Here is a 26,965-nt window from a genome sequence, read left to right on the forward strand (position 1 = left end):
CCGGACGCGAACGGCGCCGGGTCACCGGCCGGCTCGTGGCGCGGCCGGGGTGTCACGCGCAGGCCTTCTCGTAGACCCGGAGCAGCTCCATGCTGATCCGCTCGAGCGAGTAGCGGGACCGGGCCCGGTCCGCGGCGGCGTAGCCGATCGCCGTCCGGAGGGTGGCGTCCCGCAGCAGCAGGCGGATCCGCTTCGCCACCTCCAGCGGCCGGTCCGGGCGGATGAGGAACCCGGTCACCCCGTCCACGATCGAGTCGAGGTGGGCGCCGGTGGCCGAGGCGATCACCGGGACCCCGCACGCCATGGCCTCGAGCGCCGCGATGCCGTTCGGCACCGTGGGGGAGAGCGAGAGCACCAGGTCGGCGCTGCGGATGAGCTTCGGCATGGTGGCGTGCGGGACCGTGCCGAGCAGCTCCACCCGGTCGGCCACGCCGTGGCTACGGGCGAGGTCGCGGAGCCGGCGGATGCTGAGCTCGTCCCCGCCGGCGATGAGCAGCTCGGCGTCCGGCACCGCGATCAGCGCGTTGACCGCGGTGTCCGCCCCGGTGTGCCCGATGTGCAGGAGCCGCGGCCGGGTGCCGCGCGGCAGCGCGGGCCCGTGCCGGCGGAAGCGCTCGACGTCCACCCCGTGCGGGACGACCGAGATGTTCGTGCGGGGCACGCCCATCTTGATGAGCTCGGTCTTCTCGTCCCCGCAGACCGCGATCACCGTCTTGGCCCGGCGGCCGATCGCGCACTCCAGGCGGCGCACCGGGCCGGGCGCCCGGTCGCCCTGGAGGATGTTGAGGGTCTGGGTGACCGGCACGTCCAAGCCCTCCGACCCCGCGATGGCGGCGAGCCCGCTGGTCCACGAGTGCGCGTGGATGATGTCGGGCCGCTTCTTGTGCCACCGCCGCCGCAGCGCGGCGCTGAAGTCCGGCAGGTAGGGGAGGAGATCGCTCTCCGACAGCTCGACGTCCGGCCCGGCCGGGACGTGTTCGACGCCGGCGCCCTTCACCTTGGCACGCGTGTACACGGTCACCCGGTGGCCGCGCGCCAATTGCCGGGCGATGGCTGGCGTTTCCGGGCTGAGCCCGTGAGCGCAGACGATCGCAATGTCCATGGCACACCTCACGGCACGAACCGCTCGTCGGGGAGGCGCTTCGCCCGGGAGTGGCCGTCAGCAGGTCATAAAGTCTCTTCCATGCCCTGATTCGCCCTAAACGTCCTTTCTGGGAAAAAGATGGAGTTCTGTCGGGAGTGCGAGGTCTGTGTCGTGCCGTAAGCCCGGGCCGTTGGGGCGCGTCAGGGTGTGCGTCACGGTGCGCGCGGAGGGTAACGGCGCCGTCGCGGGTACATACCGGGAATTTCACCGGCCGTTCGTGAGCCGGCCGTACATCTGGGTAGGAGGGGCGGTCCATGAGGAGTCAGTCGGATCCGCGGCGACCGGAACGGGGGCGTGGCTCTGGTGAGCGGGCGCGGCACCTGCGCGTGTGCCGGCGGTGCGGTGCGTGAGATCACCTTCACCCGCACCGAGCTCCGCGACGTCCGCCGGATGGCCGCGGCCGAGGCGCGCCGCCTCGGCATGGACGAGGACGCCACCGCCGAGCTCATGGTCGCGGTGAGCGAGGTGGCGACCAACGCCGTGCTCCACGGGGCACCGCCGGCCACGGCGCGCGTCTGGGATGAAGGCGGCGAGCTCGTGGTCGAAATCCGCGACGAGGGCCGCACCTGGCGGCCGGAGGCGCCACCCGGGCTGACCCGCCCGGCCGGCCTCTCCACCGGCGGCATGGGGCTGTGGGTCGCCCGCCGGCTCTGCAAGGACCTGAGCGTCGAGACCGGACCCGGCGGCACGACCGTCACCATGCGTTTCACCCTGCGGAGCGGGTAAGGGGTCGCCATGACCGTCCCACGCATCCTCATCGTCGGCGGCGGATACGTCGGCATGTACACCGCCCTGCGCCTGCAGCGCAGGCTCCGGCCCTGGGAGGCCCAGGTCACCGTCGCCGACCTCGACTCCTACATGACGTATCAGCCGTTCCTGCCCGAGGCCGCGGCCGGCAACATCGAGCCCCGCCACGTGGTCGTCCCGCTCCGCCAGGTCCTGCCCCGCTGCCGGATCCTCAGCGGGCGGGTCACCTCGGTACGGCTCGCCGACCGGGTGGCGGAGTTCAGCCCGCACGACGGGGCGGACTTCACGATCGAGTACGACTACCTGGTCTTCGCCCCCGGGTCGATCTCCCGGCTGCTGCCGATCCCCGGGCTCGCCGAGTGGGGCATCGGCTTCAAGACCGTGGAAGAGGCCATCCACCTGCGCAACCACGTGCTCGGGCAGCTCGACCTGGCCGCCTCCACCCCCGACGAGGCGGTGCGGCGCCGCGCGCTCACCTTCGTCTTCGTCGGCGGCGGGTACGCCGGCGTCGAGGCCCTCGCCGAGCTGGAGGACATGGCGAGCGACGCCTGCAAGTACTTCAAAGGCATCCGCAACAGCGACATGCGCTGGGTGCTCGTCGAGGCAACCGACCGCATCCTCCCCGAAGTGGGGCCGGACATGGGGCGGTGGACCGTGCGGCAGCTGCGCGCCCGCGGCATCGACGTCCGCCTCCGCACCCGGCTCGTCTCCGCGGAGAACGGCCACATCGTGCTCGACGACGGGGACGAGTTCGACGCCGATACCCTCGTCTGGACGGCCGGGGTGAAGCCCAACCCGCTCGTCTACGAGGGGGACCTGCCGCTCGACGACCGCGGCCGGGTCCGCGCGGACGCGTTCCTCCGGATCGTGGGCACCCGCTTCGCGTTCACCGCCGGCGACGTGGCCGCCGTGCCCGACCTCACCCGGCCTGGGGACTACTGCCCGCCCAACGCCCAGCACGCCGTACGGCAGGGCAAACGGCTCGCCGACAACCTCATCGCCACGATCCGCGGCGAAGAGCTCAAGCCGTACCGGCACCGGCAGCTCGGCTCGGTCGCCACCCTCGGGCTCTACCGCGGGGTGGCCCAGGTCTACGGCAAGGAGGTCCGCGGCTTCCCCGCCTGGTTCCTGCACCGGACCTACCACCTGGCCCGGATGCCCACGCTGAACAAGAAGAGCCGCATCCTGGCCGACTGGACCCTGGGGCTGTTCTTCCCCCGGGAGATCGTGTCCCTCGGCGCGATCCAGCACCCGCGCCAGGAGTTCACCCTCGCCGCCCGCACCACGGGGCCGGGCCGTACCGCCGGGCAGGAGGTGCGGACGCGGTAGCGGCGGGCCGGTGGCGTTGTTACGGCGCGGGCGTCCGCAAGATCAAGGTAAGGCAGAGGAAGAACACGCACAGCGGAAGCCAGGGGGACGGCACCGCCGGGCCCCTGCTCATCCTGCGCCGTGCCGTCGCGGGCCGCGAGCGGTGACGCGGCCGCGGGCCTGCGGGCCGGTCCGGGCGTGCGGGCGAGCGGCTGCGGTCCGTGAGTCGGATCGATCGTGCGGGCAAGCGGCGGCAGGCCTGTGGACCGGTCCGGTCGTGTGGGCGAGGCAGCTGCGTGCCGCGGTGCGGTGGTGGGCCTGCGCGCCGTAGGGACGGCCTGGAGCACCTTGTGAACGGAAACCGCACCCGGCGCGGGGTACCGCTCGGCCGCCGATCGGCGGTGAGGAGGAAGCGGCGGTGCCGCTCAGCCGGGCAAGGGTGAGAAGGCATCGGCGGTGCCGCCGGCCGGCTATAGGTGGGCCGGTTAGCGGTGAGGGGAAGCGGCCGCGGCCGGCACGGCGGTCAGGAGGCGCGGCCGGGGTAGAGCGCCCGGTACCAGATCGCGCTCAGCGTCTCGATCGCGGTCTCGTCGTCCGGCGGCGCCACCCCCGCGTCGCCGCCGGCGGCGAGCCACACCCAGCAGAACGACTCCAGCATCGAGACGATCGCGGAAGCGAGGATGCCCGGGTCGAGATCCAGCCGGTGGCCTGATGCCTCGGCGTCCCGGATCACCTCGAGCACCGTGCGGATGCGCGCAGCCCGCAGCTCCCGCCAGCGCTCGGCGAAAGCCGGGTCGGTCATCGACAGCTGGAACAGGCCGACCATCTCGCCGAGATGCGCGCGGTAGGTGGTCCAGTACGCCCGGACGGCCGAGCGGACGGCCTCCCGGGGATCGCCGGTGTGGGCCGGTGGCTCGGCGGGCGGCAGCCGGTCCAGGAGCGCCGTGAGCAGCTCTTCCTTGCCGTCGTAGTAGGTGTAGAAGGACCCGGAGGACTTCCCGGCCGCCCGCGTGATGTCGGAGATCTTGGCGTTGAGGAAGCCCTTCTCCGCGAAGACCCGGCGGGCGGCGTCGAGCAGCGCGGCCTCGGTGCGCCGCCCCTTCGGCGTGGCCGGCGCGAGCCGGTTCCGGCGCGCCGCCGGGCCGCTCGGTGCCTCCCGGTCTGGGCCGGCCGATCTCACGCGCCGTCCCCGGGCGAGGCCGTACCGGATGCCTGTTGCGCGGCCGTGTCGGACGCGTTCTGCTGGGCGGCCTCGAGCGCGGCACGGGCCTCGGCGAGCACCCGGGCGATGTGCGAGTCGCCGCCCGCGGGCACCTCGCGGAACCCGTGCTCGGGGTCGTAGGTGATGTCGAGATCGTTGCTCACGAGCCGGTCCGCCCAGCGGAGGGCCGTGTTGAGCTTCTCCTTCGGGATGGTGCGGCCCTGCGCCACGGCCGAGAGGTTCCTCAGGTTGGTCGCCGGCCCGCTCTGGCTGTGCTCGCGCTTGAGCTTCCACGGCAGCGCCCGGCTGTGATCGGTCATCGGCTTCGACAGCCCGGCCGCCCGTTTCGCCTGCAGCACCCCGGACTCGGTCACGCCGAAGTACTCGGCGATGCGCGCGTTCGACCAGCCCTCTGCGGTCAGGCGCCGCAGCTCGTCCTTGTCGATCCGGGGCTTCCTTCCCACGGTCGCAAGCCTAGAGGACGCGGCCGCGCCCTGATCGGCGGATGGCGCATACCGTCACGATCTGCGGGAACACCGGGAACAAGCCGCGGCTGCGGAACGCTTCAACCGCTGGGAGCGGCCTGCGGTACGCAACAGGCCGGAATCTGCGCTAAGGTTTGGTGCAGCCGGTAGTACACGCCGGACGGGACGTGGCGCAGTTTGGCAGCGCACTTGACTGGGGGTCAAGGGGTCGTCGGTTCAAATCCGGCCGTCCCGACCGCAGTTCAGAGGCCGTTTCCCACCTGGGAGCGGCCTCTCCCATTTCTCTGGATGTCCGATTTTGGGAGCAAGTCACCGGCATCGTACCGGCGGAGGAACTCGTCGCCGGACATGCCCAGCTCCGCACGCGTCACCTCGTCGAAGAACTTGCGCCCCTCTTCCTCGGTGAGCTCGACCACAGCGCACGAGCTGGCGTTCGATGTGGTGCTGGACATGACGTCGCTTCCTCTACAGCGGGCCTACTTGCATCGTCGTCGCGGATTTGCCTTTCCTGTCGAGCAAGGTGGAGTCTTCGGCCAGCCGTAATCGGGTTTTGTGCCGGTTTGATTCCCTTGCGTCGTCCTTATCGTGCCCCCCTGGTGGTGCCGGCCTGTGGGGGTGGCCCCCGATCGGCCGGTGGTTGCACCTGCTCGCACCGTTCGCCGTGTTGTCCGGCCGGCCGGGGCCTGGCACGCCCATAGAGCGTGCCTCATCGGGGGTGGATCAGGGTGGTGGTGGGATCTCCGTGCCAGGTACAGGCTGGTGCTCCCCGTACATGCGCACCAGGGTGCGCACGTGCAGGGGGCATTCCGCGCGGGTCTCTACGCGGCCGCTGGTGTCCTCCTTGGTCGCCACCCATACGTTGCCGTAGATGGTGTATCTGGCGATGATCTCCTGGTCGCAGAAGCGGCACGTGGCCCGTGTCCCGTCGGGGACCACTCGCTCGGGGGCGAGGCGGTAGAGCTCGTCCGACCGGTCCCCGCGGGGAAGCCGGTCATCGCGTTCCACCCTGCGCGTTCGCGGCCAGGCGTTCCTGCTCGGCGATGACCTCGCGCAGCTGGTCGACGGTGCGCGCGGCGCCGATCGCCTCGGCGGCCTTGGGGAACGGCTGGTGCCGGGTCGCCCACCAGCGGCCGGCGTCGGACCGCCAGATGCGCCAGCCGGGCACGGTGGCGTGGTTTGCGGTGGCGGGGTAAGCCACGGTTGCCTCCGGTGTGCTGAACGCACCGCACTGGGACCGTGCGGGCGCGTGCGTTACGCAACATCAGGGCAACGCCCTGTAACACCGGGTGGAGGGTAATCTCGAACCCCGCCGGGAAGTTGCAGGGAGGAAACCCAGCTACTACACCACGCCGATGCGGTAGGCCAGGCCGCGGAGGTCCCGCGCGCCCGTGGCCCTGCGCGCCCGCTCAAGCTGCGTCGACACCAGCTCACGTACCAGCGGGTTGTGGTGCACCCGCGGAGGATCCAGCCGTTCGGCGGCGCGCAGCTCCTGGACGAACTCCCGCGTGTTGCCGAGCATGGCGTGCGCCCGGGCGAGCTCGATATGGAGTGCGGAACGCCGCCCTTGGGGGAGCATGGACAGGTCCGCGGTCTCCACGCGCTGCAACGCCCGCCCAGGCTCCCCGGTTTCGACGGCGAGCATGCACTGCCAGACGGCCACGTTGGCCGGCCCGAACCACTGCCATGCGTCCGCGTGGTCGCCGATCCGGTCGGCGATGCGGGCGGCCTCGTCGGCCTGCTCGCCTGCTGCGGTGTGGTCGCCGTCGATCACGGCGGCGAGGGCGGCCGACAGGCGCAGCATCCCGTACACCTGGTGCGCGCGCCGGTCGTCGCCGAGGTGGGCTTCGATCGAGTCGGCGACCCGGCCGGTCTCTCGCAGGGCGCGTGAGCGGCCCACCGAAAGCTGCGCGTGCGCCGCGGGGAACGCGGCTTCCGCGGCGGCGATGGGGTCGCCGAGCATCTCGGCGGCCTGGACGGCGCGGTCGGCGGCGATCCACGCGAGCTCCCACCGGCTGTTGTTGCGGAGCAGGAAGGTTGCGGCGGCGCAGGCGTCGATCAGCAGTCGCAGCGCCCGCGCCTTGGTTTGCTCGTCGCCGGTGTTGACGTGGACGTGCAGCTCGGCGATCAGGTCCGGCAGGAGCCGGCTCTGGGCGATGTGGTCGGAGGCGCGCCGGGCGGCGAGTAGGGGCCCGTTTGCGACCGCGGTGAGCTCTTCCAGCGGGCGGGCCGGCACGTCCGGTGGGCTGGTGAGCCGGGAGCCCAGCAGGACCTCGCGCAGGCGGGTGAGGTCGCCGTACCCGCGCATGCGCGGGATCATCGACGCGCCCTCTCCGAGCAGGTCGGATGCGGACACCTGGAGCGCGTCTGCGATCGCGGCGATGTCGCGCCGCTTCTCCAGGGGGAGGACCCCGTTCTCCACCCGGGACAGCCAGCTCTTGGATCGGCCGATGAGCCCGGCTAGCTGATCGAGGGTCATGCCCCGGTAGTGGCGGGCGCGGCGGACGTTCTCGCCAATGCGTCGGTAGTCCGTGTTAGCCTCGGGCATAGCAGGCCCTGTCCTTTCCGAGGTGCTGACACCCCTCAGGCTAAGGCCAGGGCCTTTTCCATGCCATGTGTTGACCGCATTACGGTCTCGCACGTTGGCGTTGCGGCCGCCGTGCTAGTGGGTGGGGTGGCGGTTTGTCGGGTTGATGCGTGAGTATGGCACCGGGGCGGCACGCCGCAAAGTGCCGCAGAGGACACCCGGAAACCGGCCTGACCTGCGGAAGCGACGGATTACCTGGGCCGACGTTTTGACCTTTTCTTTACTGGGGGTCAAGGGGGCGTCGGTTTAAATTCGGCCGTCCCGACGCTGGTCAGAGGCCGTTCCCGAGATGGGAGCGGCCTTTCTCGTTTCTTTAGATGTCCGGTTTTGGGAGCAGAATGGGAGTGGAGGCTTGCTCCCATGGGAGCGGCACGGCTCGCGCCCACTGAACGGCCCACGCCGACCTGGCAGCCTGGACCAGGGTGACCTTGCCCCGGAGCGACTGCAGCAGCCGATCCAAGAATGGAACCGGTGATCGGCGCGGTACCCCGAACTCACAGTGCTCGTACTCCTCCAGGGCGGCCCGGGCGGTTCAGCTTCGATTACGACCCGAACCGCTGGACCGTTCCCTGGGACGCCTGGGGACGCCTGTTCGCCGAGGCGAAGAAGGACATCGGCGTGCTGGTGTACGCCGGGCTGTTCCTCGCCGACGACGCGGGCATCGTGCGCATGTTCGCCGAGAAGGCGGCCGCCGGGGTGCGGGTGCGCATCCTGCTCGGGGACCCCGACAGCCCCGAGGTCGCCCGGCGCGGCACGGACGAGGGCATCGACGAGGCCATGGCCGCCAAGATCCACAACGCGCTCGTGCTGTACCGGCCACTTCTGGGGCGGGAGAACGTCGCGATCCGCCTGCACCGCACCGTGCTGTACACCTCGATCTACCGCGGGGACGATCAGCTCCTGGTCAACACGCACGTGTACGGCACGCCCGCGGCCAACGCCCCCGTGCTGCATTTGAGAAAGGTGCCCGGCGGGAACATGGTCGCCACCTACCTGGCCAGCTTCGAGCGGGTCTGGGAGCAGGCCCGCCCGGTAGAGTCGTGACCCATGGCCGGCCGGATCGACTACTACGACGACCCCGACGCCCCCGCGCCGAACAGCCTGGTCCCGTCGGTGAACGTGGTGGTCACCAACGACGCGGGGGACATCCTGATGATCCGCCGCTCGGACAACGGCAACTGGGCGCTCCCCGGCGGGGCGATCGATCTGGGCGAGTCGCTGAAACAGGCCGCGGCACGGGAGACGTTGGAGGAGACCGGCGTCCGCTGTGAGATCACCGGCCTGGTCGGGATCTACACCGATCCCAAGCATGTGATCTTTTACACCAGCAACGGGGAGGCCCGGCAGGAGTTCTCCATCGTCCTCACCGCCCGGGCGGTCGACGGTGAGCCCACGCCGAGCAGTGAGTCCACCGAGGTGCGCTGGGTGCCCCGCGACCAGGTCGAAGGCTTGCCGATGGACCGGTCAATGCGCCTGCGGATCGGCCACTTCCTGGCCGGCACCGGTTTGCCGTACCTGGGCTAGGGGCCGCCTCCACGGCGCGGGCCGCGGCGAGGATGCACGGCGTGGCCGCGGCGATCGAGCGGCTGACCAGGTGGCCCGGGCCGTAGCGGGAATGGATCTCGGCCAGCCGCTCGGGCACGGACAGGTGCCGCCCATCGGGGCCGGTGGTCATATCGCAGTAGGTCAGCGCATCGGCCAGCAGCGACCGCTCCGGCGGGGGGAACTCGCTGAGCAGGGTCTCGGCCAGGCCGCGTTCGGTCGCCTCGAAGGTCGCACACGAGTGATGGGCCACCAGCCGGCACAGCATCGCATCCGCCCCGGCGACATCCCGCAGGTAGCGGGCGCCGTCGAGCGGGTGGAACCCGGTCGTGGCCAGGTCGGGCGCGTACCCGATGTCGTGCAGGTAGGCGGCGGCGGTCAGCGTGCCGGCCTCCTCACCGAGGATCGGGGCGAGCATGGCGGCCCGGGCCGCCACGCCCTGGGTGTGCGCCCACCGCCGGGGCAGCCGCTCGGCGAGCAGCCGCCGCGCCAGTTCCCGCGCCCACTCCACATCTGCCACGTGTCGACTGTAGGCTTCCCGGCCTGGCACCGGGCTAGGCCGGAGGGTCAGACGTCCCAGGACGTCTTGGGGGTGGGCAGACGAACCGGCCCTTCCCGTGGTGGGAGACGATCAGGCCGGCGCGTTCCAGCTCTGCGAAGGCGTGCCGTACGGTGTGGCGCGACACGTCGTACAACCAGGCCAGCTCGGCCTCGCTCGGCAGCGGATCCCCGGCGCGAGATCGCCCCGTTTGATCTTCTGCTCCAGCTCGCTGGCGATCACCTGGTACCTGTAGGAGGCGGTGACGGTCTGGGCGCCCGCCCGGACCAGGCGACCTTTGGGAGGGGACGGTCAGGATCAGCCCGTCGGCTTCCAGGGCTTCCAGCGCGCGGCGGATCGTGTTCCTGGCGACGCGGAACTCCGCCGACAAGGCGGCCTCCGACGGCAGGATCGAGCCCGCCGGGTACGCCCCGGTGGTGATGCGCTCGCGCAGCGGGCGGCGACCTGCCGGTAGACGCGCCATCCGGTCAGCCAGCCACCCCGCATCTCAGGCTCCATGGGCATCGGCGACCTTCGACAGGTCGATGCTGAGCTCGCCTTGTTCTCCCTCGCGCCAGCCGTCGCGCGCCGCCTGCTCGATCCGGTCGGCCGCCGGCCCCAGGCGCAGGCAGGATACGCGCTCGTCGTGCTGGTCGCCCCAGTAGAACCAGAAGAAGGCCGTGTGCACGTAGACGCGGCGGGGCTTGTCGGTGCGAGCGCGAAGCGTCTTCCCATCGGTGCAGATGAGTGGCCCGTTTACGCGTTGCAGCGTCCCGCCTCACCCGCACAAGGGGCGCGTCCGATCGATATCGGTCCAGGTGCAGGTCCAGCGCTTAGCCGCGGGCTACGCCTCCTGTCGCTGAAGACAGTGTCGCAGACTCGCCGGCTCACTGCTGATCCACAGAAAAACTATTGTATCGCAGAAAATCTGTGAGTACAGTCACGGGTGTACGCCACAGAAAGTGACGATCCGATGACATGCAGTTGACTGCGGAAGCAGCGGGATTCTGTACGCGCAGGTCATCGGCGATCTGGAGGTAGGCGGCCTGTCCCCGTGCAGCCACCGCGCACATCCTCCTCATGAGATCGAGATTGGGGTCGTGGATGACCGACGGGTTCGGACTGGTGGTCCGCTTTACGTGTAAGGATCAGACGAGTGCTGAGGCGTTCGATCGGCTGGTCGCGGAGACGGCGGAGAAAATCCGCGCGCACGAGCCGGGGATGCTTGTCTACGCGGTGCACCAGGTGGAGGGGCGGCCGCTGCAGCGGATCTTCTACGAGCTTTATGCCGATCGGACCGCCTTCGAATCGCATGAGGCGCAGCCTCATGTGCAGCGGTTCCTGGCAGAGCGGGAGCAGTATCTGAGCGCGATCGAGGTCGACTTTCTTACCCCGCAGGTGGCCAAAGGGCTTCCCGGCGGAGGGAGTGACAACCAGTGACCGATCTCGAAGGGCTGACCTTCGGCGCGCGCGTCAAGGAGCTGCGGCAGCGCAGGGGCATGTCGCAGAAGGAGCTGGCCGCCGAGGTGGGCCGGTCCGAGAGCTGGGTGTCCCAGGTGGAGCGCGACGTGCAGCCGGTCGAGCGGCTTTCGGTCATCCAGGCTCTGGCCAATGCGCTGGGTGTCTCCGTCCAGGTCCTCCGTCCCGAGGCGAGCTCGTCCGCCCCGGGATCACAGCAGACCGTGGAGAAGAATGATCTTGATGGTCTGCGGATGGCACTGACCGGGCACCCGGCGCTTCCCGTGCTCATTGAGGCAGAAGAACCAGCGCAGGTCATCGACGTGGATGCCTTGTCGCATGGGGTCGACCGGGCATGGGCACTGGCGCATGCGTCCCGGTTCGCGGAGCTGACGGAGACCCTTAAAGAGCTACTGCCTCGCCTGGAGGTGGCTGGCCGGCAGGCGCTTGAAGAGCAACGGACCCGGGTCCACCGGCTTCGAGCACGCACCTATCAGGCCATGGCCGCGGCGTTCGCCCAGCAGGGCGAAGCCGATGCCGCATGGGTCGCCGCCGACCGGGCGCTCGCCGCCGCGGAGCAGTCCGGCAACTCCCTTGAGGTGATCGCCGGGCACTTCCGCATGGCACACGCCTTCGTGGGACTGCGGCGCTACGAGCAAGCCGAACGCGTCGCCCAGACCGCCATCACCGCACTGCGCCCACGCATCGTACGTGAAGACTGCAGGCCGGAGGAACTGTCGCTGTTCGGCGCCATGCACCTGGTCCTTGCCGTCATCGCGGCCCGGGAAGGAGCACGAGCCACCGCACGGGCGCGCATCGACGAAGCCCGGAAGATCGCCGACCGCCTCGGGCAAGACCGCAACGACTTCAACACCGAGTTCGGGCCTACGAACGTGCGGATTCACGCCGTCTCGGTCGCTGTCGACCTTGGGGACGCCGGTGAAGCCCTTGAACTGACAGAGGAGGTAGATCCATCCGGTCTCTCCTCGGAACGACAAGCCCGTTTTCTCCTCGACGTCGCTAGAGCGCACACACAGCGGCAGCACATCGGCGAAGCGGTCGCCACACTGACCCGCGCCGAGGAACTGGCCCCGGAAATGGTCCACGGACATCCTCAGTCGCGGAAAACCATTCGCGATCTAATCCAGCTCTCCGGCCGACGAGTGCCCGCGGAGTTGACCATGCTCGCCCGCCGCGCAGATGTCGCGCCCTAGGCCAGAGATCCGTTACAGCTTTCCCTACGTCTTCAAGCCGCTGCTTGCGCGGCGGGGCAGGGCCCGAGGCACTCGAGAGAACGGGGAAGAGCGCAGCACGGCTCCGGTGCGCCACTCAGATCCACGGCCGGCCAACTTGCACGTGCCGAGCTGAGCCACCTTTGGGCCGCGCGACCTGCCTTCAGCGGGCGTGTGGCCTCGTTGGGGCCGATCCCCCTCGGCGCGCGCGCCTCGTTCTCAGGCAGCATTGCCGAGTGGGCATTGGGCTCTGCCCAAAACCCCGGGGCGTCCGGCTCCGAGAAGCCCTCAAGATCACGAAGAAGCATTCAGGTGGTGCCCATGCATGTGCCGGGGGAGAGGTCCTGATATTCCCGCCCGTCATCGACTCGGGCAAAGCCCAGAAGGACCGGCTCCTGCGGGTCAAGCCCGGCTGTGCTGGCAGGGCAACCGGCGCGCGTGGAAGGTTACGGGTCAAGTACACACGAATCGGGGCTTGACCCTCCGTCGCCGGCCTGTTGTCCCTGGGGCGGGGCGACGGCAGACGGGAAGATCAGACATGGGTGTCCCACTTAGGGTGCTGGTGACGGATCATCCCCCCGCGCACGGGGAGCACTTCCTCGACGAAGCGCGTGATCTTATAGCCACGGGATCATCCCCGCGTGCGCGGGGAGCACTCGCCGAACCGGGATGCGGCACGAATCTCGAGGGGATCATCCCCGCGTGCGCGGGGAGCACGTATGAATCGCTCCAATCGCCTACGAGCTCACGGGATCATCCCCGCGTGCGCGGGGAGCACGTCCTCGCCCCGCAGCATGATCGTCAGAGCCAGGGATCATCCCCGCGTGCGCGGGGAGCACCCTGGCGAAACGGTGCCGGGTACGACGTCGTGGGGATCATCCCCGCGTGCGCGGGGAGCACCCGCCGCCGATTGCTAACCCCAATGGGCCCTCGGGATCATCCCCGCGTGCGCGGGGAGCACCACACCCGCCCCGGTGACACCGTGCTCGACCCGGGATCATCCCCGCGTGCGCGGGGAGCACACAGGGTGGCCCCGGGGAGGGCGTACAGGCCGGGGATCATCCCCGCGTGCGCGGGGAGCACCTAGTCCTCTCCGGAATTACTCAGGATCATCCCCGCGTGCGCGGGGAGCACCGGAATCGGGCCTCTGAGCGCCACGCAGAGGCGGGATCATCCCCGCGTGCGCGGGGAGCACACGGTGGTGCTGCCCTCCCTTGTGCGGTAGAAGGGATCATCCCCGCGTGCGCGGGGAGCACACAGGGTGGCCCCGGGGAGGGCGTACAGGCCGGGGATCATCCCCGCGTGCGCGGGGAGCACGACGTCGACCTGGACCTGCGGGAGATCCAAGTGGATCATCCCCGCGTGCGCGGGGAGCACGACAAGCGCGAGTCCTCTCATCTGATCCCCCGGGGATCATCCCCGCGTGCGCGGGGAGCACACCGGCGTGCCCGTTAAGGGTGGGGGTGCCCGGGGATCATCCCCGCGTGCGCGGGGAGCACCCGCGCGCCGTCTTCGGTTTGTCCTGGCCGGCGGGATCATCCCCGCGTGCGCGGGGAGCACACGTTGACGGGTGCGAGCAGCGTGGACTTGGCGGGATCATCCCCGCGTGCGCGGGGAGCACACGTTGACGGGTGCGAGCAGCGTGGACTTGGCGGGATCATCCCCGCGTGCGCGGGGAGCACGGAATCCGCCACTTCGTCGAACCCTGCGGTCCGGGATCATCCCCGCGTGCGCGGGGAGCACGCGAGGACCTTGGGCTGCTTCCACACGCCGTCGGGATCATCCCCGCGTGCGCGGGGAGCACCTCGACGACGCCCCGGCCGGCACCCCCCAGCGGGGATCATCCCCGCGTGCGCGGGGAGCACGGGTCGTCTGGATCTGCGAGGGCGAAAAGGATGGGATCATCCCCGCGTGCGCGGGGAGCACACTCGGTAAACCCCGGAGTCTCTAAGAAGACTGGGATCATCCCCGCGTGCGCGGGGAGCACCTGCCTCGATCGCCCGCATCCAGGGAGTCTGAGGGATCATCCCCGCGTGCGCGGGGAGCACCGGTCCGGCCAAGTGGTGTCCGTGACCGCGGAGGGATCATCCCCGCGTGCGCGGGGAGCACCCGGTGCGCTGGCGTTCACCGGCTCGTAGATGGGGATCATCCCCGCGTGCGCGGGGAGCACGTGCTCGCCCGCCTCGCCGAGACCACCACCCGGGGATCATCCCCGCGTGCGCGGGGAGCACCAGGCGATCGCCGAGTTCCGTGCGGGGTACCAGGGATCATCCCCGCGTGCGCGGGGAGCACTGCGGCTCGGGGTCGTTGATCAGTTTGTATCCGGGATCATCCCCGCGTGCGCGGGGAGCACGCGAGGACCTTGGGCTGCTTCCACACGCCGTCGGGATCATCCCCGCGTGCGCGGGGAGCACTCGACGAGGATGGCGTTTTGCGCCGCCACCGCGGGATCATCCCCGCGTGCGCGGGGAGCACCCCGCATGCGCGGGGAGCAGGTAATTGCGTTGGGGATCATCCCCGCGTGCGCGGGGAGCACTCCGCCTGGAGCACCGGGACGGGGATGACGCGGGGATCATCCCCGCGTGCGCGGGGAGCACACCCCGGTCGAACCGGTCAAACCGGTGATCGAGGGATCATCCCCGCGTGCGCGGGGAGCACTTTGTGCGGGGCCTGCGGGGGGGCGGGCAAAAGGGATCATCCCCGCGTGCGCGGGGAGCACCGGGGCTTGGGCCGGCCGCAGGGTGACCGGGCGGGATCATCCCCGCGTGCGCGGGGAGCACACACTACGACAAAAGACCGACACCTGTCACGGGGGATCATCCCCGCGTGCGCGGGGAGCACGTGTCCCGGCTAGCGCCATCTCCTGCCGTCCAGGGATCATCCCCGCGTGCGCGGGGAGCACTTCGGGTCTCGGTTAAGCGGCTTGGGTGCCAAGGGGATCATCCCCGCGTGCGCGGGGAGCACGTTCCAGCACTTCGCGATCAGTCTCAGCTCCGGGGATCATCCCCGCGTGCGCGGGGAGCACCGCTACTTCGACCTCAAGCCCGCCCACCGTCAGGGATCATCCCCGCGTGCGCGGGGAGCACATCACTTGCCAATGGCACATGCAGTTTGGTGCGGGATCATCCCCGCGTGCGCGGGGAGCACACAGCCCACCCCTCACTCTCGTGGGCCCGGCCGGGATCATCCCCGCGTGCGCGGGGAGCACCACCCGGCCTCGTTCTGGTACGTCAAGGCGCCGGGATCATCCCCGCGTGCGCGGGGAGCACTGCGCGCCTGCCGGGAACGTCGGGTGCGTAACGGGATCATCCCCGCGTGCGCGGGGAGCACCTCCCTCGACGACGAGCGCTCGCCAGCCGGAAGGGATCATCCCCGCGTGCGCGGGGAGCACAGGTAGGGGGTGAGCCGCAGCCTGGGTTTGACGGGATCATCCCCGCGTGCGCGGGGAGCACGATACGCCCGTAGCCGGTGGCAGATCACCACCGGGATCATCCCCGCGTGCGCGGGGAGCACAGGTGCCGTAGCTGGTGGTGACGATCATTCCGGGGATCATCCCCGCGTGCGCGGGGAGCACACCACCTGCAACGTGGCGTGCCGCAAGGCGGCGGGATCATCCCCGCGTGCGCGGGGAGCACCGCTCCTGGCGGATCTGCTCGGCGAGCTCGTGGGGATCATCCCCGCGTGCGCGGGGAGCACAGTTCAGCTCCGGACTGAACGCTCTGGCGTGGGTGGATCATCCCCGCGTGCGCGGGGAGCACAGTTCAGCTCCGGACTGAACGCTCTGGCGTGGGTGGATCATCCCCGCGTGCGCGGGGAGCACTGGAGACCGGCAAGAGCGGGGGAACCGTCGAGGGGATCATCCCCGCGTGCGCGGGGAGCACCTCGGCCCGGACCCGGCGAAGCTCGGCCTGCCGGGATCATCCCCGCGTGCGCGGGGAGCACAGGTGCTGGGCGCGGGTCATGGCGATGGCCCCGGGATCATCCCCGCGTGCGCGGGGAGCACGACTGGGAGATGGACGATGCCGAGTTCGAGCGGGGATCATCCCCGCGTGCGCGGGGAGCACTCGTGCGGTGGATGGTGCGGACGGACATGCCGGGGATCATCCCCGCGTGCGCGGGGAGCACACCGGCGAGCGCTCGAGCGCTCATGAGCGGTCGGGATCATCCCCGCGTGCGCGGGGAGCACCACTTCACCCAATCCTGGTAGGCAGCCACCGGGGGATCATCCCCGCGTGCGCGGGGAGCACCCCCCGGCAGCCGGCCGGGTCGACGCCGAGACGGGATCATCCCCGCGTGCGCGGGGAGCACCTTTGCGCCCTCACTCCGCACAGCCGCGCCGAGGGATCATCCCCGCGTGCGCGGGGAGCACTTCGATTCCCTCGACCAGGGCCAGCAGCTCCCGGGATCATCCCCGCGTGCGCGGGGAGCACACGTCCACCGGGGAGGTGGACATCCAAGGGCGGGGATCATCCCCGCGTGCGCGGGGAGCACCCAGCTGCTGAACCGTCATATCCCTCCTCCCTGGGATCATCCCCGCGTGCGCGGGGAGCACGACCGCTGCCACTCCTCCCACTTGTCCTGGAGGGGATCATCCCCGCGTGCGCGGGGAGCACGCCCGGGCTCACGGCAGCAAACCCGCGCCGGCGGGATCATCCCCGCGTGCGCGGGGAGCACCGCGCTCCAAGAAGCAGGAGGCCGTGTACCGGGGGATCATCCCCGCGTGCGCGGGGAGCACAGGAACAGGTCGCCCGGCTGGGTGCCCGTGGGGGGATCATCCCCGCGTGCGCGGGGAGCACCCCGCTCTGAGCTGGGCAAAGACGGCGAGAAGGGGATCATCCCCGCGTGCGCGGGGAGCACGTCGACGGCACCGAGGAGGCGGCGGGCCTCGTTGGGATCATCCCCGCGTGCGCGGGGAGCACGTCGTATCGGGGGAGCCCATGAGGCGCTCCCCGGGATCATCCCCGCGTGCGCGGGGAGCACACGATCGTCCGCAAGGACGACCCCGAGTTCGAGGGATCATCCCCGCGTGCGCGGGGAGCACCTCCCGGGGCTGACTTGCCATCGTGAGCCATCGGGATCATCCCCGCGTGCGCGGGGAGCACCCGCACTGCCGCAGCGAACACGTACCGACACTGGGATCATCCCCGCGTGCGCGGGGAGCACATGACGGTGGCGCGTCTGCCCCGCCAGCTGAAGGGGATCATCCCCGCGTGCGCGGGGAGCACAGCTTGGCCGCCTGCCTCGCGGCCTTCATCAGGTTGGGATCATCCCCGCGTGCGCGGGGAGCACCGGGAACCGCTGGAGTTCACCGACCTGTCGATGGGATCATCCCCGCGTGCGCGGGGAGCACGCCGGATGCCGGACAACGTCGTAGCAATCGACGGGATCATCCCCGCGTGCGCGGGGAGCACGCTTCCCGACCTGCGCGTTTATCGCGCGCAGGCGCGGATTTCCACCACTTTCAGAGGATCGGACATTTTGGACTATTAGGAGAGGGGGTCGTAGCTGGGGGACGGTCGTTCTCGATGGGCGGCGCTGAGAGCACCGTGGACACGAGCCACTCTCCCTTAGCGTCGGCCGTATCGGTGCCGGCGCGCGGCTTTGCTCCAGCCGCTCGGGGGAGGGGTTGCGGAGACGGCGGGCTGTTCTTTCGGGCGCCGGATCAGAATGAGACCGTCGTGATCGACGGGCTGCCATTTATGATCATGAGTCTTGAAGGTGAATCCTTGCTCATTGTCCGTGGTATAGGCGAGAAGAGCCCGCCCCGTGTTCGCATACCTGCACACTTCTCGCCATAGTGCTTCCCGGATCCGGGCCGACGGCCCGCCGATGAAGACACCGGGGGAAATCTCGATCAGCCAGCGAGTCACGAAGCCTCGCAGCCCGGCCGGACAGCGGGTCAGGATCAAGACCGTCACCAGGTCACCTCGCCGCCCTCGCCGAGATCGGTGAAGAGGATGTCGTCGGCATAGTTGCGACCCGATTCCACCTCAATGCCGTGGTCGCTTTGCAGCATCACCCGGTCCATGTCCTCCTCGGTGGGATCAGCCCCGCCTTCGGGGAGAAGCAGATCCTTGATGTCCTCCACACAGCGTTGGAGCAGGCCGATTTTGTTGACCTTGTCTCGGATCGCCCGGCGGGTGCGGGAGCCCACGTCCTGTGCGCTCTCCGCGGCGACCTCGAACGCGACAGGAATGGCCACCTCGGTCTTGTAGAGATCGGCGATATCCAGCACGAACGCCAGTTCATGCCCCGAATGAATGAAGCCCAGGCCGGGAGCACAGCCCAAAGCCGCCACCGCGGTCTGCGCGATGCCGTACATGCACTGGGCGGCCGCCGTGATCGCCTGATTGACCGGATCACTCGAGCCGAAGTCTCCGGGCACGTACTCCCGGCCCTTCCAGCGGATCCCGACTCTCGCGGCCTCTCTGCGGTAGCACTCCCTGACCCGCCGCCCTTCTCGGCCGAGGAGCTCCCGCCGGGTGAATCCGGCCGGATCCTCATCCGGGAAGCGCTTGCGGTACATCTCCCGGGCCACGTCGAGCCTGGTCCGGTGGTTGGCCCACTTGGTCGCCTGCGCCTCCACCAGCGCGGAGGAACGGGTGAGGGATCTGCCGCCCGAATAGAACCGGACCCCGTTCTCCCCGACCCACACCACCCCCGCCCCGCTGTCGCCGAGCAGGCTCATCGCCTGATGCGTGACGCGGGTACCCGGGCCGAGCAGGAGTGTTCCGATCGTGGCCGACGGGATATGGATGACGCCCTCGGCGTCCTCAGCGGTGAGGGCGTTGTCCTCCCGGTGGATGGTGCAGCGCTCGAGGTAGACGAACGAGAGGCGGTCCCCGGCGCGGGTGAGCTCCCACGGGGAGGACGCACCCCGCTTGCCGACGGTGGTCATGAGTCACACCGCGCCAGGGTCAACAGGCCGCAGCCGTAGGCCTTCGCCCGGCCGAGCCCTCGGGTGAGGGTCCGGCGGAGGGCGTCCGGGTCTGTCACCTCGAGCAGCCCGTCGTAGGTGACGGTGACCAGGGTCACCCTGTCCCGGCCGTTCCGGGTGAAGGTGAGCCTCTGCCGTTCGTGGATGACCAGCTCATGCTCATCGCCCTCGGGGAGCAGCCGCTTCTCCGGGGGCTTCTCGACCACTCTGAAGCCGGCGGCGTCCTGGCGTTGCAGGAGCCAGCGCACCTGGTGGCGAGGGCTGACGTGAGCGGTGATCTTCGTGGGCTCGGCGTCCGTGCGGCGGGCGAGGTGAACCGGGTTGGCGGTGAGCCGGAACGCCCAGCGGTCGCCCTTGGCCAGCCGGGAGAGAAACGGCGCATAGTCGTAGGTCTCCCATCGGCCGGTCTCGGGCCAGCCGGCCTGCTCGACCAGATGGGTCAGATCGGGCTTCGCCGGGCTGACGATGAAGAGGTAGGTCTCGGCCCGGCTGTTCCGATCGACCCGCCACAGCACCCGCGGCCCGCCGGACGGAGCGGGTGGCGGCTCGGCGAAGGCGGACATCACCGCCGCATGCAGCCGTTGCGGGGAGGAGAGCAACCGGCGAGCCCCGACTCGCGCGGTGTTGAAGCGGAATCGGGTGAGGTACATCACGCATCCCTCAGGACGGATGTCGGGTCGTGGTCACGGCGGGCGGCCGGGTTGCGCACCGTCGCGCGCGCGTGGCGGATGCCGCGCAGCGCGTACCGGCGGTGCAGGGGGTCGAAGGTGATCGGCTGGTCGCGCAGGCTGCCGGTCTGCTCCTCGGCCACCGCGGGCTCGATGAGGAGCTCCAGATCGACCTCTGCCTCGCGGTGGCGTCGCTGGTACCAGCGCGCCGCCCGCCACTCCTCCGTTCCGAGCGCCTGTTCCAGCGTGAGCTCGTGCCGGACGCCGAGGCTGATCGGCCGGGCCGGCGGGCACGAGCGGCGCCCCAGGTAGGGAAGGAAGACCGGGTGGAGCAGGGACCGGTGGAGCTCCTCGATGATGCCGGGCTCGCCCTCGACGCCAGCGACGAACACGGCGTCCGCCAGGTAGAAGCGTTCCGAGATCGGAAGCGCGGCCCCCGTGTCGAACCGGTGGGCGGTCTGGAAGTCGCGGAGCAGCGTGCCCGGCTGGTCGATGCGCACGCCGAAGCGCAACGCGGCGAGGTCGGCCAGATCGGCGGACCGGGGACGCCCTTGCGCGGCGGCGAGCAGGCCGATCACCCCGCTCTTCGTGGGGGCCGCCTCGGTGGCTCGCCGGGCGAACCGTGACGACGACCCCCACGACTGGAGCGGGCCCGCGAGCTGCATCAGCAGGACGCTCATGCCCCACCCTGCCGCCGGACGACCTCGGCGCCGACCGCCGAGACCAGCTCCGAGATCGACGCCACCTCACGTCCCAGTGCGGACAGCTCGTGAGTGTTCTTGCCGACCCGGAGCACCCAGGCCGGGACGTCCGCCTCCCCGTAGGCGCGCTCGATCTCGGGCACGTAGGCCGCCAAGGCTTGCGATGCCGCCTTCAGGTAGCCGCCGGTCTCCGGGTCGACCGGGCAGGGCTCCTCGAAGGCGCCGACGAAGCTGATCGGCCGCAAGGAACGGATCTTCACCACGACCGCGTCGGGCAGGGTGTGGTTCCCGAAGGTGTTGATCTTGCCGGTGGGCAGCGAGGTGACGAAGCACCGGACGAATGCCTCCACCGCCCGGCGGACCGGCTCGGTCACCGGCTCGTCCTCGCGCAAGCCGGCCCCCAGGTTCGCGCGCAGCAGGTCGACGTCGACCGCCGCGTACCGGTAGAGGGTCGCGGAGTTGAACTCCACCGTGCCGATCATGCCGGCGCCCAGGTCGTCGGTCTCCTGGTGGTCGTCGACCGCCGTGAAGTAGTCGGATTCGTTGTCGACCCGGTGGACGCTGATGGCGTGCGCGACCTGAGCCGCGGCGTCGACGTTGATATCCGCGCCGTCGGCCACCATGCGGCCGAAGAGCGCGATGTCCACCGAGTGCCGGCTGTTGGCGATCTGCTTCGCCTGGTCCTTGGCGGCCTTGTCCTTGAAGAACGCCTTGATGTCGTCGCGCCCCTTGAGCGCGAGCTCCGCCAGCCCGCCGAGCTGGTGGGCGCTGAGGAACAGCAGGTACTTGGACTCCGGCGCCACCGCGCCGTCACCCTTGTCCTTGCGCTTGGGAATCTCGGTCTTGGACCCCGTGGCGGTTTGGATCGTTTCGGCGGCCAGGGCCCATGCCTCGGATGTCTCGATCGACGGGTCGAGCTCTTGGATCCGTCCGGCGAGCACCTCGGCGACCCTCCGCGTGCGGACGCCGAGCTCGCTGGGGTCGAGCAGCTCGTGGAATGCCTTACGGATCGCCCGCTTCCAGGCCTGGCTGGAGACCCGGGCCCGGCGGACCCCGCCGTACACGGCGGTCTTCGGGGTTCCGGTGTCGTCCCGGTTGACGCAGCTCGGGGGAACGGTCTGCAGGGCGTGAATGTCGAGAATGGTCCTGGTCATGCCGCTTCCTTGTCGCTGGGGGTGGGTTTGCTAGGGGTGGCGGGGGACTCGCCGGGGGAAGCGCTCTTGGCGCGGTGGGCGTGGAAGCTGCGGCCCCAGCGCTGGCGAACCTGCCGCAGCCCGTCCGGCGTCTGCGCCAGGTAGAGCTGCCCGGCGAGCAGCCCGTAGTCGAGCGGGATCGCGTCCCGGCGCAGCAGCGTGATGATCTCCCGCAGCCGGGTGGCCAGGGCGTCGCGGGTGGCGGCGGTGCCGACCCGGACGAAGCGTCGGCGGATCGGCTCGTCGATCTCGTCGCCCATGAGCCGCCGCACGGCCTCCCCGAGCTCCACCCCGGGGCGGTGCATCGGCTCGGCCTGGGACTGCTGGTGCAGGGCGTACAGGGTGACGGCGAGGAACATCGCCGTCTCGGCCTGGGCCGCCTTGGCCTCGCTCAGGGTCTCGTCCGCGAACAGCCGCTCCGCACCGGTCATGCCCCACAGCTCGGGCACGTCCTGGGGGAGCTTGCCGGCGCCCCGCCGGAGCTGGGCCAGGCTCGCGACCGCCCAGCTCTGGTCGGCGAGGTAGCCCGCCTGAAGCTCGCTGACGTACTCCCCGGTGATCCGGCCGACGAACTCCTCCACGCGCTGGCGGGGGACGGGTTTGGCCGAGGTCACGACCATGCTGCCTCCAGATGGTGCCGGTCACTCTCACCGCCGGGCGGCTCGGGCTTGGGCTCGTAAGCCGCGGCGGCGGGCAAGGCCTTGTTCAGTGCCTTCCGGAAGAGCAGGTCCGCGTGCGCTGCGGTCAGCCAGATCGTCCGGCCCTGCTCCGTCGTGATGGTGCGGCCGTCCCACGCGGCGTCACCGGCCGACCGGAGGAGCTCGTCCCCGAGCCGGCTGATGATCCGGTAGGCTCTGCGCTGCCACTCCGCCCGCTTGTCCTGCGGGTCGTCTCCGGGGCGCAGGTGGGCCAGCCAATCCCGGAACGGTCCATCGAGCGCGGCGAAGCCGCGGGTCCGTGCCTCCGCCTTCGGCGGGCCCTCCTCCGCCCCGGCGGCGCGGGCGAGGTACGCGGCGAGATCGCCCAGCGCGGTGACGGCCTCCTCGGCCTTCGTGACCGCATCGATCGCGGCCTCGCCGAGGGCTTGGTCCCGCTCATGCAGGAGCACCACCGGCATCGCCACCGCATCGTCGATCATCTCGTCGATGACGGACTGCTGGGTCCCGTAGATCGCGCCGAAGAGCCGGGCCCGGATCAGGAAGCCGGGCGGTAGATAGCCCAGGACGCAAAGCCGGGCGATCCACTCGATGATCAGCGGCCGGAGGGCCGGCGCGGCCTCCCGGCCTTGCCCGGAGGCATTCCCGTAACCGGTGATCAGGGAGGCGAGCCCGCGCCAGGCGCTCTTGCTGGGGTCGTGCGGCTGCGGCAGGTAGACCGGGGACCGGCCGAGCTTCTTCTCCAGGTTGGCGCTGCGCCGCCAGCCCGTCATCGGCTCGAGCAGGTGCTTATTGTGCGCCTCCAGCGGATCCCCGTAGGCGAGGACCACGCCGTGGACCCCCTCGGCGTCGAACACCAGACGGATCCGCCGCGACTGCCAGGTGTAGAGGTCGCGTACCCCCGCGGGGCGGCTGGCCAGCTCCGTTTCGTCCAGCTGCCGCGGGCCCAGCGGCGGGCGCCGCCATGCGGGGAGATCACGTTCGGGATCGAGATTCCGGTCCAGGAGGTCGAAGGCGATCAGGTTGAGCAGGAGGGTCTCGCGCAGGGTGTTCCCCTCGACCAGCACGCCGCCCAGGTTCCCCGCCCAGGCCACCCCGAGGGGGTACACCTTGCCGTTCTTCACCCGGGGATCCCCGACCGCACCGGTCTTGATCCCGGAGGTGTCGAACGCATGGGCGTGCACCAGCCAGCGGGCCGCCTCGGCGAAGCCGAGCCGCTCCGCGCCGCGCGCCCGCATGGTGAAGAAGAGCGCGCCGTTGGGCACGTCGGCGACCATGCGGTCCAGGGAGCTCACCTCTCCCGTGGCGGTGCGCAGCCCGGCGACCTGGTAGAAGGGCTCCTCCGGGTGCAGCAGGTCGAACCGCCCCCGGTGCCGATCCAGGTACGCGTGGATGTCGCCGACCGGAAGCCCGCTTTCCCAGAGCTCGTACCACTGGTCGGAATCGCGCGGCCCGTCGATCACGTCGTGCAGGATCGCCAGCAGCAGCCGCAGCAGGGCGAACTCCTGGGTGGGGACATCGCCCACCAGCCGCCGCAGCCGGTCCGCCTGGGCGAAGACCTCCCGCAGCGACAGCGCGCCCTCGGTGCCGTCCCGCCATTGGACGGGTAACCACGGTTCGCTGGTCAGATCGAACGAGGCCGGGGTTGGATCACTCGACACGGATCACCTCCAGACCGTCATCGGGGGTGTAGTGCAGCTCGTAGCCTGCCAGGCGGGACCGACAATTCTCGTCGAGCATGAGGATCAGCTCACCGGCGAGCCAGTGGCACTCGGCGGACTGCCAGGCCGGGATGCACAGGGCCTCGAGCTCGTCGATCGCCCGGGCGAGGGTCTCCGGATACGAGAAGTGGTGGGGCAGCCGCAGGGCGCACGCGCTCACGATCCGGGCGAGCCGGGGCTCGGGCGCCGTCTCGGTGGGCAGCTCCAGCCCACCGCGCCCCTCGCCCAGCCACGGCACCGTCGCCAGGGTGCCGTCCGCGCGGCGCTGCACGACAAGCACCTCCAGCGACTCGCGTCCGTCGCGGACCTGCGCGCGGCCGCTTCGCGTGTCGTCGGCGTCCCCGACCCCGGCCTCGACCCAGCCCAGCAGGGGACTGCCCGGCCGGCCCACGGGGGCGATCTGAAACGCCGCCGCATTCCTCCGCTGGGATTCGCGGTGAGCGTCCTCCTCCCGGTGGGCCGCCGCGATGGCCTCCTGCCACTCGGCGGGACCGACCTCATCGGGTCCGTACGCCCGCTGGATGAGCGGGCTGATGTCATGCGGGAGCCGTACCGTGTGCCCGGTCTCCGCGGTGCCGGAGAGGTACGGCTCCAGCACCGCGGCGGAGCGCAGCAGGGCGTACCGGCGGTAGACCCGCACGGAGCCGGGCACCGGTTCGGGCGGCGCCGCGCTCCAGTCCGCGCCGGTGATCAGGCAGCGGGCGGTCCGCAGGCGCGGCGGCCGCTCGCTCTGGCCCGCGCCGCGCTCATGCCGGTGCAGCCGTCCCATCCGCTGCAACAGCAGGTCGACCGGGCACAGGTCCGACACCAGCAGGTCGAAGTCGATGTCGAGGGACTGCTCGGCGACCTGGCTGGCCACCACGATGTGCGGCCCGGCGGGCCGACCGGCGCTTTCGCCCGGCGGGCCGAAACGCCGGAGCAGGTCCGCGTCCTTCGCCGCCCGGTCGAGATCCAGGAAGCGGGAGTGCGCCACCGTGACGTTCTCGGATCCGAAGCGTTTCCGCAGGTACGCGGCGGTCTCCAGCACCCGGTCGACGGTGTTGCGCACCACCAGGGCGCACCCGCCTTCGGCCAGCTCCGCTTCGAGGCGGTCACCCAGCACGATGAGGTCGTCCGCCAAGCGCTCCAGGCGTACCTCGACCTCCCGGCCCGAGGCGGCCACCGGCTCGGTCTTGACCGGGCCGCCGGGCTCGACCGTCGTGATCAGCGGATACCCGGCCGCCTGCGCCACGTGCGCCAACGCCGCATCGTCCGGGCGGGCACCCGCGTACGCCGCGGCGAGCTCCCGCCGGCGGGCGGCCGGCAGCGTCGCCGAGAGCACCACCACCGGGACCCGGTACGCGCCTAGCCACGACAGCACCCGGTCCAGGTAGGAGTTCATGTACGCGTCGTAGGCGTGCGCCTCGTCGATCACGACGACCTTGCCGGCGAGGGCCAGATGCCGGAGCGCCAGATGGCGGCTCTTCAACCCCATGAAGAGCAGCTGGTCGATCGTGCCGACCACGAACGACGCGAGCACTCCCTTCTTCCGGCCGAGCAGCCACTGATGGGCGACGAGCTCGGCGGAGGGCCTCCGCAGGTCTTCGCGGTGCCGCCATTCGCCCGCACCCCCGTCCGCATCGACACCGCGTACGGCCCGCCGACCGGCCCGCACCAGGCCGGTGAACTCCTCGTTCAGCACCGCCTTGGAATGGGCCAGGAAGACCGAGTGAGCCCCGTCCCGGCCGGTGAAGAGCCGGCGCAGCCAGCGCAGAACCCGGGAGAACATCGCGTTGCCCGTCGCCATGGTGGGGAGCGCGACGAAGCAGCCGCCCGCGCCGCTGCGCGCGGCGAAGACCTCGGCGACGGCCAGCGCAGCCTCGGTCTTGCCCTCGCCCATCGGGGCCTCGATGATCATCAGGCCGGGTGACGACATGCTCCGCGCCGCCTCGAGAGCGCGCGCCTGCACCGGGCGCACGCGCGCCTGCGGCGGCAGGCGGAAGCGAGAGGTGAAGAACCTTGCCGGCTCCTCCGTCGGCTCCCGGGCACGCCACGGCTCGGGCAGGTTGAGGCCGCGCCATGCCGCCGCCACGCGTTCGCGCTCGTCCTGCCGCGCCGCGTCGGGGAAGTACGGGAAAAGGTCGGAATTGCTGGCGATCCAGTCCGCGACGATGACCAGTGCGGTCAGCAGCACCTGCGCGGGCTGGGACAGCTTGACCTCGTGCCAATGGGACAGGTGGCCGCGAACGCCGCAGGCGTCCGCGCAGAAGTCCAGAATCTCCCACTGCACCCTTTTCCACAGCGCTGCGCAGTCCGGGGTTCGCAGCAGGTGCTCACGCATGGCGAGGTGGTGGATGTCCGTAGCGGCCGGCGGAACCCCGTGATGGCCGCCCACCATGATCGCGAACTGGATCGGGGCCCGTCGAGGCCAGCAGTACCGCTCCTCTAGCCACTGCTGGAGCAGCACCTGACCGGCCAGCGCGTGCGGGGCTTGCTTCCGATCCTGCATCCTGGCCGGCGGCATGTCCAACCCCGCGTCACGCATCCGGGCGGCGAGCGGTTCCACCTGGCAGGCGAACGCCGGTGTCGCCTTGCCGATGTCGTGCGTCGCCGCCAGCCAGATCGCCAGCCGGCGCGCCTCCTCCTCGCCGCCGGGAAGGCACTCGGCGATCACCCGGTGCACTTGGGGCGGAAGCCAGCGGTCCCACAGCAGCCGGGCCACCGCGCCGCTATCGGCCATGTGCCGCCAGAGCGGCAACCATCCGTCGGTGGATCGGTCGTACTTCGCCCATACCGTGCGCGCCGCAGCCGATAAGCGTTCGGCGTGCACGTGAAAGGACGGCTCTTCGTCCGGCATGAGGCTATTAAACG

At 70.7% G+C, this 26,965-nt stretch carries 23 protein-coding genes, 1 tRNA gene, 1 pseudogene and 1 CRISPR repeat array; of the genes and pseudogenes, 7 read left to right on the plus strand and 18 right to left on the minus strand.

The window, feature by feature from the left end:
• Positions 1-52 precede the first annotated feature (52 nt).
• Positions 53-1,102, minus strand: a complete 1,050-nt coding sequence (locus TBIS_RS07550) for a glycosyltransferase (RefSeq protein ID WP_013131763.1) — start codon at positions 1,100-1,102, stop codon at positions 53-55.
• Positions 1,103-1,486: 384 nt separating this feature from the next.
• On the opposite strand from TBIS_RS07550, the gene TBIS_RS07555 reads away from it, so the two are divergent.
• Both TBIS_RS07555 and TBIS_RS07560 read left to right on the plus strand, forming a co-directional pair.
• On the plus strand, positions 1,487-1,870 hold the full coding sequence (locus TBIS_RS07555) for an ATP-binding protein (RefSeq protein ID WP_013131764.1): 384 nt from the start codon (positions 1,487-1,489) through the stop codon (positions 1,868-1,870).
• Between the two features lie 9 nt (positions 1,871-1,879).
• The gene (locus TBIS_RS07560) at positions 1,880-3,220 is read left to right on the plus strand and encodes an NAD(P)/FAD-dependent oxidoreductase (protein ID WP_013131765.1); all 1,341 of its coding nucleotides are present in this window, start codon (positions 1,880-1,882) and stop codon (positions 3,218-3,220) included.
• A 502-nt stretch (positions 3,221-3,722) separates the two neighbouring features.
• Here TBIS_RS07560 and TBIS_RS07565 read toward each other — a convergent pair.
• Positions 3,723-4,379 (minus strand): TetR/AcrR family transcriptional regulator, encoded by a 657-nt coding sequence (locus TBIS_RS07565; protein WP_013131766.1) that lies wholly within the window; start codon positions 4,377-4,379, stop codon positions 3,723-3,725.
• Positions 4,376-4,864: a hypothetical protein gene (locus TBIS_RS07570; protein ID WP_013131767.1), complete on the minus strand. Its 489-nt coding sequence runs from the start codon at positions 4,862-4,864 to the stop codon at positions 4,376-4,378. Before TBIS_RS07570 ends, TBIS_RS07565 begins: the two co-directional genes overlap by 4 nt.
• A gap of 182 nt (positions 4,865-5,046) precedes the next feature.
• Here TBIS_RS07570 and TBIS_RS07575 point away from each other — a divergent pair.
• Positions 5,047-5,120: transfer RNA gene (locus tag TBIS_RS07575), tRNA-Pro, on the plus strand.
• Positions 5,121-5,127: 7 nt separating this feature from the next.
• Here TBIS_RS07575 and TBIS_RS07580 read toward each other — a convergent pair.
• The 4 genes from TBIS_RS07580 to TBIS_RS07595 all read right to left on the minus strand — a co-directional run bounded on the left by TBIS_RS07580 (position 5,128) and on the right by TBIS_RS07595 (position 7,430).
• Positions 5,128-5,337, minus strand: a complete 210-nt coding sequence (locus TBIS_RS07580; protein ID WP_013131768.1) for a hypothetical protein — start codon at positions 5,335-5,337, stop codon at positions 5,128-5,130.
• Positions 5,338-5,605: 268 nt separating this feature from the next.
• Entirely contained in the window at positions 5,606-5,890 is a 285-nt protein-coding gene (locus TBIS_RS19290; protein WP_013131769.1) for a hypothetical protein, read from the minus strand.
• The gene (locus TBIS_RS07590) at positions 5,877-6,083 is read right to left on the minus strand and encodes a hypothetical protein (protein ID WP_013131770.1); all 207 of its coding nucleotides are present in this window, start codon (positions 6,081-6,083) and stop codon (positions 5,877-5,879) included. Before TBIS_RS07590 ends, TBIS_RS19290 begins: the two co-directional genes overlap by 14 nt.
• 141 nt (positions 6,084-6,224) lie before the next feature.
• Positions 6,225-7,430, minus strand: a complete 1,206-nt coding sequence (locus TBIS_RS07595) for a helix-turn-helix domain-containing protein (protein WP_013131771.1) — start codon at positions 7,428-7,430, stop codon at positions 6,225-6,227.
• 510 nt (positions 7,431-7,940) lie between these two features.
• On the opposite strand from TBIS_RS07595, the gene TBIS_RS07600 reads away from it, so the two are divergent.
• Both TBIS_RS07600 and TBIS_RS07605 read left to right on the plus strand, forming a co-directional pair.
• Complete coding sequence (locus TBIS_RS07600; RefSeq protein WP_204251908.1) at positions 7,941-8,513, plus strand: phospholipase D-like domain-containing protein; 573 nt, start codon at positions 7,941-7,943, stop codon at positions 8,511-8,513.
• 3 nt (positions 8,514-8,516) lie between these two features.
• Entirely contained in the window at positions 8,517-8,993 is a 477-nt protein-coding gene (locus TBIS_RS07605; RefSeq protein ID WP_013131773.1) for an NUDIX hydrolase, read from the plus strand.
• Positions 8,994-9,249: 256 nt separating this feature from the next.
• Here TBIS_RS07605 and TBIS_RS20165 read toward each other — a convergent pair.
• The 3 genes and pseudogenes from TBIS_RS20165 to TBIS_RS07610 all read right to left on the minus strand — a co-directional run.
• Positions 9,250-9,561: pseudogene (locus tag TBIS_RS20165) on the minus strand (HD domain-containing protein); the annotation flags it as partial.
• A 4-nt stretch (positions 9,562-9,565) separates the two neighbouring features.
• On the minus strand, positions 9,566-10,033 hold the full coding sequence (locus TBIS_RS18585) for a GntR family transcriptional regulator (RefSeq protein WP_242384323.1): 468 nt from the start codon (positions 10,031-10,033) through the stop codon (positions 9,566-9,568).
• 24 nt (positions 10,034-10,057) lie between these two features.
• On the minus strand, positions 10,058-10,237 hold the full coding sequence (locus TBIS_RS07610) for a hypothetical protein (RefSeq protein WP_013131775.1): 180 nt from the start codon (positions 10,235-10,237) through the stop codon (positions 10,058-10,060).
• Positions 10,238-10,653: 416 nt separating this feature from the next.
• On the opposite strand from TBIS_RS07610, the gene TBIS_RS07615 reads away from it, so the two are divergent.
• Positions 10,654-10,989, plus strand: a complete 336-nt coding sequence (locus TBIS_RS07615) for a putative quinol monooxygenase (protein WP_013131776.1) — start codon at positions 10,654-10,656, stop codon at positions 10,987-10,989.
• A complete protein-coding gene (locus tag TBIS_RS07620; RefSeq protein WP_013131777.1) occupies positions 10,986-12,221 on the plus strand; it encodes a helix-turn-helix domain-containing protein in 1,236 nt (411 codons plus the stop codon). The genes TBIS_RS07615 and TBIS_RS07620 overlap by 4 nt, the downstream gene beginning before the upstream one ends.
• A gap of 584 nt (positions 12,222-12,805) precedes the next feature.
• Positions 12,806-17,650: direct repeats of the CRISPR family, unit length 29 nt; unit sequence GGGATCATCCCCGCGTGCGCGGGGAGCAC.
• A gap of 156 nt (positions 17,651-17,806) precedes the next feature.
• On the opposite strand, the gene cas2e is transcribed toward TBIS_RS07620, so the two are convergent.
• Genes cas2e through TBIS_RS07655 form a run of 8 tightly spaced genes read right to left on the minus strand, consistent with a single transcriptional unit; the run spans position 17,807 to position 26,951 of the window.
• Positions 17,807-18,157 (minus strand): type I-E CRISPR-associated endoribonuclease Cas2e, encoded by a 351-nt coding sequence (gene cas2e, locus TBIS_RS18590; RefSeq protein WP_013131778.1) that lies wholly within the window; start codon positions 18,155-18,157, stop codon positions 17,807-17,809.
• Entirely contained in the window at positions 18,154-19,137 is a 984-nt protein-coding gene (cas1e, locus tag TBIS_RS07625) for a type I-E CRISPR-associated endonuclease Cas1e (protein ID WP_013131779.1), read from the minus strand. Before cas1e ends, cas2e begins: the two co-directional genes overlap by 4 nt.
• Positions 19,134-19,826, minus strand: coding sequence for a type I-E CRISPR-associated protein Cas6/Cse3/CasE (gene cas6e, locus TBIS_RS07630; protein ID WP_013131780.1), 693 nt, complete (start codon positions 19,824-19,826; stop codon positions 19,134-19,136). The genes cas1e and cas6e overlap by 4 nt, the downstream gene beginning before the upstream one ends.
• Positions 19,826-20,524 (minus strand): type I-E CRISPR-associated protein Cas5/CasD, encoded by a 699-nt coding sequence (gene cas5e, locus TBIS_RS07635; protein ID WP_013131781.1) that lies wholly within the window; start codon positions 20,522-20,524, stop codon positions 19,826-19,828. Before cas5e ends, cas6e begins: the two co-directional genes overlap by 1 nt.
• Complete coding sequence (gene cas7e / locus TBIS_RS07640; RefSeq protein WP_013131782.1) at positions 20,521-21,699, minus strand: type I-E CRISPR-associated protein Cas7/Cse4/CasC; 1,179 nt, start codon at positions 21,697-21,699, stop codon at positions 20,521-20,523. Before cas7e ends, cas5e begins: the two co-directional genes overlap by 4 nt.
• Positions 21,696-22,358: a type I-E CRISPR-associated protein Cse2/CasB gene (gene casB / locus TBIS_RS07645; protein ID WP_013131783.1), complete on the minus strand. Its 663-nt coding sequence runs from the start codon at positions 22,356-22,358 to the stop codon at positions 21,696-21,698. The genes cas7e and casB overlap by 4 nt, the downstream gene beginning before the upstream one ends.
• Positions 22,349-24,055, minus strand: a complete 1,707-nt coding sequence (gene casA, locus TBIS_RS07650) for a type I-E CRISPR-associated protein Cse1/CasA (protein WP_013131784.1) — start codon at positions 24,053-24,055, stop codon at positions 22,349-22,351. The genes casB and casA overlap by 10 nt, the downstream gene beginning before the upstream one ends.
• Positions 24,045-26,951 (minus strand): CRISPR-associated helicase/endonuclease Cas3, encoded by a 2,907-nt coding sequence (locus tag TBIS_RS07655; RefSeq protein ID WP_013131785.1) that lies wholly within the window; start codon positions 26,949-26,951, stop codon positions 24,045-24,047. Before TBIS_RS07655 ends, casA begins: the two co-directional genes overlap by 11 nt.
• Positions 26,952-26,965: the final 14 nt, after the last annotated feature.

The organism is Thermobispora bispora DSM 43833 (genome assembly GCF_000092645.1).
Classification (GTDB): domain Bacteria; phylum Actinomycetota; class Actinomycetes; order Streptosporangiales; family Streptosporangiaceae; genus Thermobispora; species Thermobispora bispora.

Excerpts from the sequence above, each read along its gene's own strand:
- TBIS_RS07550 (WP_013131763.1), bottom strand. The coding sequence starts at position 1,102 with ATGGACATTGCGATCGTCTGCGCTCACGGGCTCAGCCCGGAAACGCCA.
- TBIS_RS07560 (WP_013131765.1), top strand. The coding sequence starts at position 1,880 with ATGACCGTCCCACGCATCCTCATCGTCGGCGGCGGATACGTCGGCATG.
- TBIS_RS07580 (WP_013131768.1), bottom strand. The coding sequence starts at position 5,337 with ATGTCCAGCACCACATCGAACGCCAGCTCGTGCGCTGTGGTCGAGCTC.
- TBIS_RS07595 (WP_013131771.1), bottom strand. The coding sequence starts at position 7,430 with ATGCCCGAGGCTAACACGGACTACCGACGCATTGGCGAGAACGTCCGC.
- TBIS_RS07605 (WP_013131773.1), top strand. The coding sequence starts at position 8,517 with ATGGCCGGCCGGATCGACTACTACGACGACCCCGACGCCCCCGCGCCG.
- TBIS_RS18585 (WP_242384323.1), bottom strand. The coding sequence starts at position 10,033 with ATGGCGCGTCTACCGGCAGGTCGCCGCCCGCTGCGCGAGCGCATCACC.
- TBIS_RS07615 (WP_013131776.1), top strand. The coding sequence starts at position 10,654 with ATGACCGACGGGTTCGGACTGGTGGTCCGCTTTACGTGTAAGGATCAG.
- cas1e (WP_013131779.1), bottom strand. The coding sequence starts at position 19,137 with ATGACCACCGTCGGCAAGCGGGGTGCGTCCTCCCCGTGGGAGCTCACC.
- cas6e (WP_013131780.1), bottom strand. The coding sequence starts at position 19,826 with ATGTACCTCACCCGATTCCGCTTCAACACCGCGCGAGTCGGGGCTCGC.
- cas5e (WP_013131781.1), bottom strand. The coding sequence starts at position 20,524 with ATGAGCGTCCTGCTGATGCAGCTCGCGGGCCCGCTCCAGTCGTGGGGG.
- cas7e (WP_013131782.1), bottom strand. The coding sequence starts at position 21,699 with ATGACCAGGACCATTCTCGACATTCACGCCCTGCAGACCGTTCCCCCG.
- casB (WP_013131783.1), bottom strand. The coding sequence starts at position 22,358 with ATGGTCGTGACCTCGGCCAAACCCGTCCCCCGCCAGCGCGTGGAGGAG.
- TBIS_RS07655 (WP_013131785.1), bottom strand. The coding sequence starts at position 26,951 with ATGCCGGACGAAGAGCCGTCCTTTCACGTGCACGCCGAACGCTTATCG.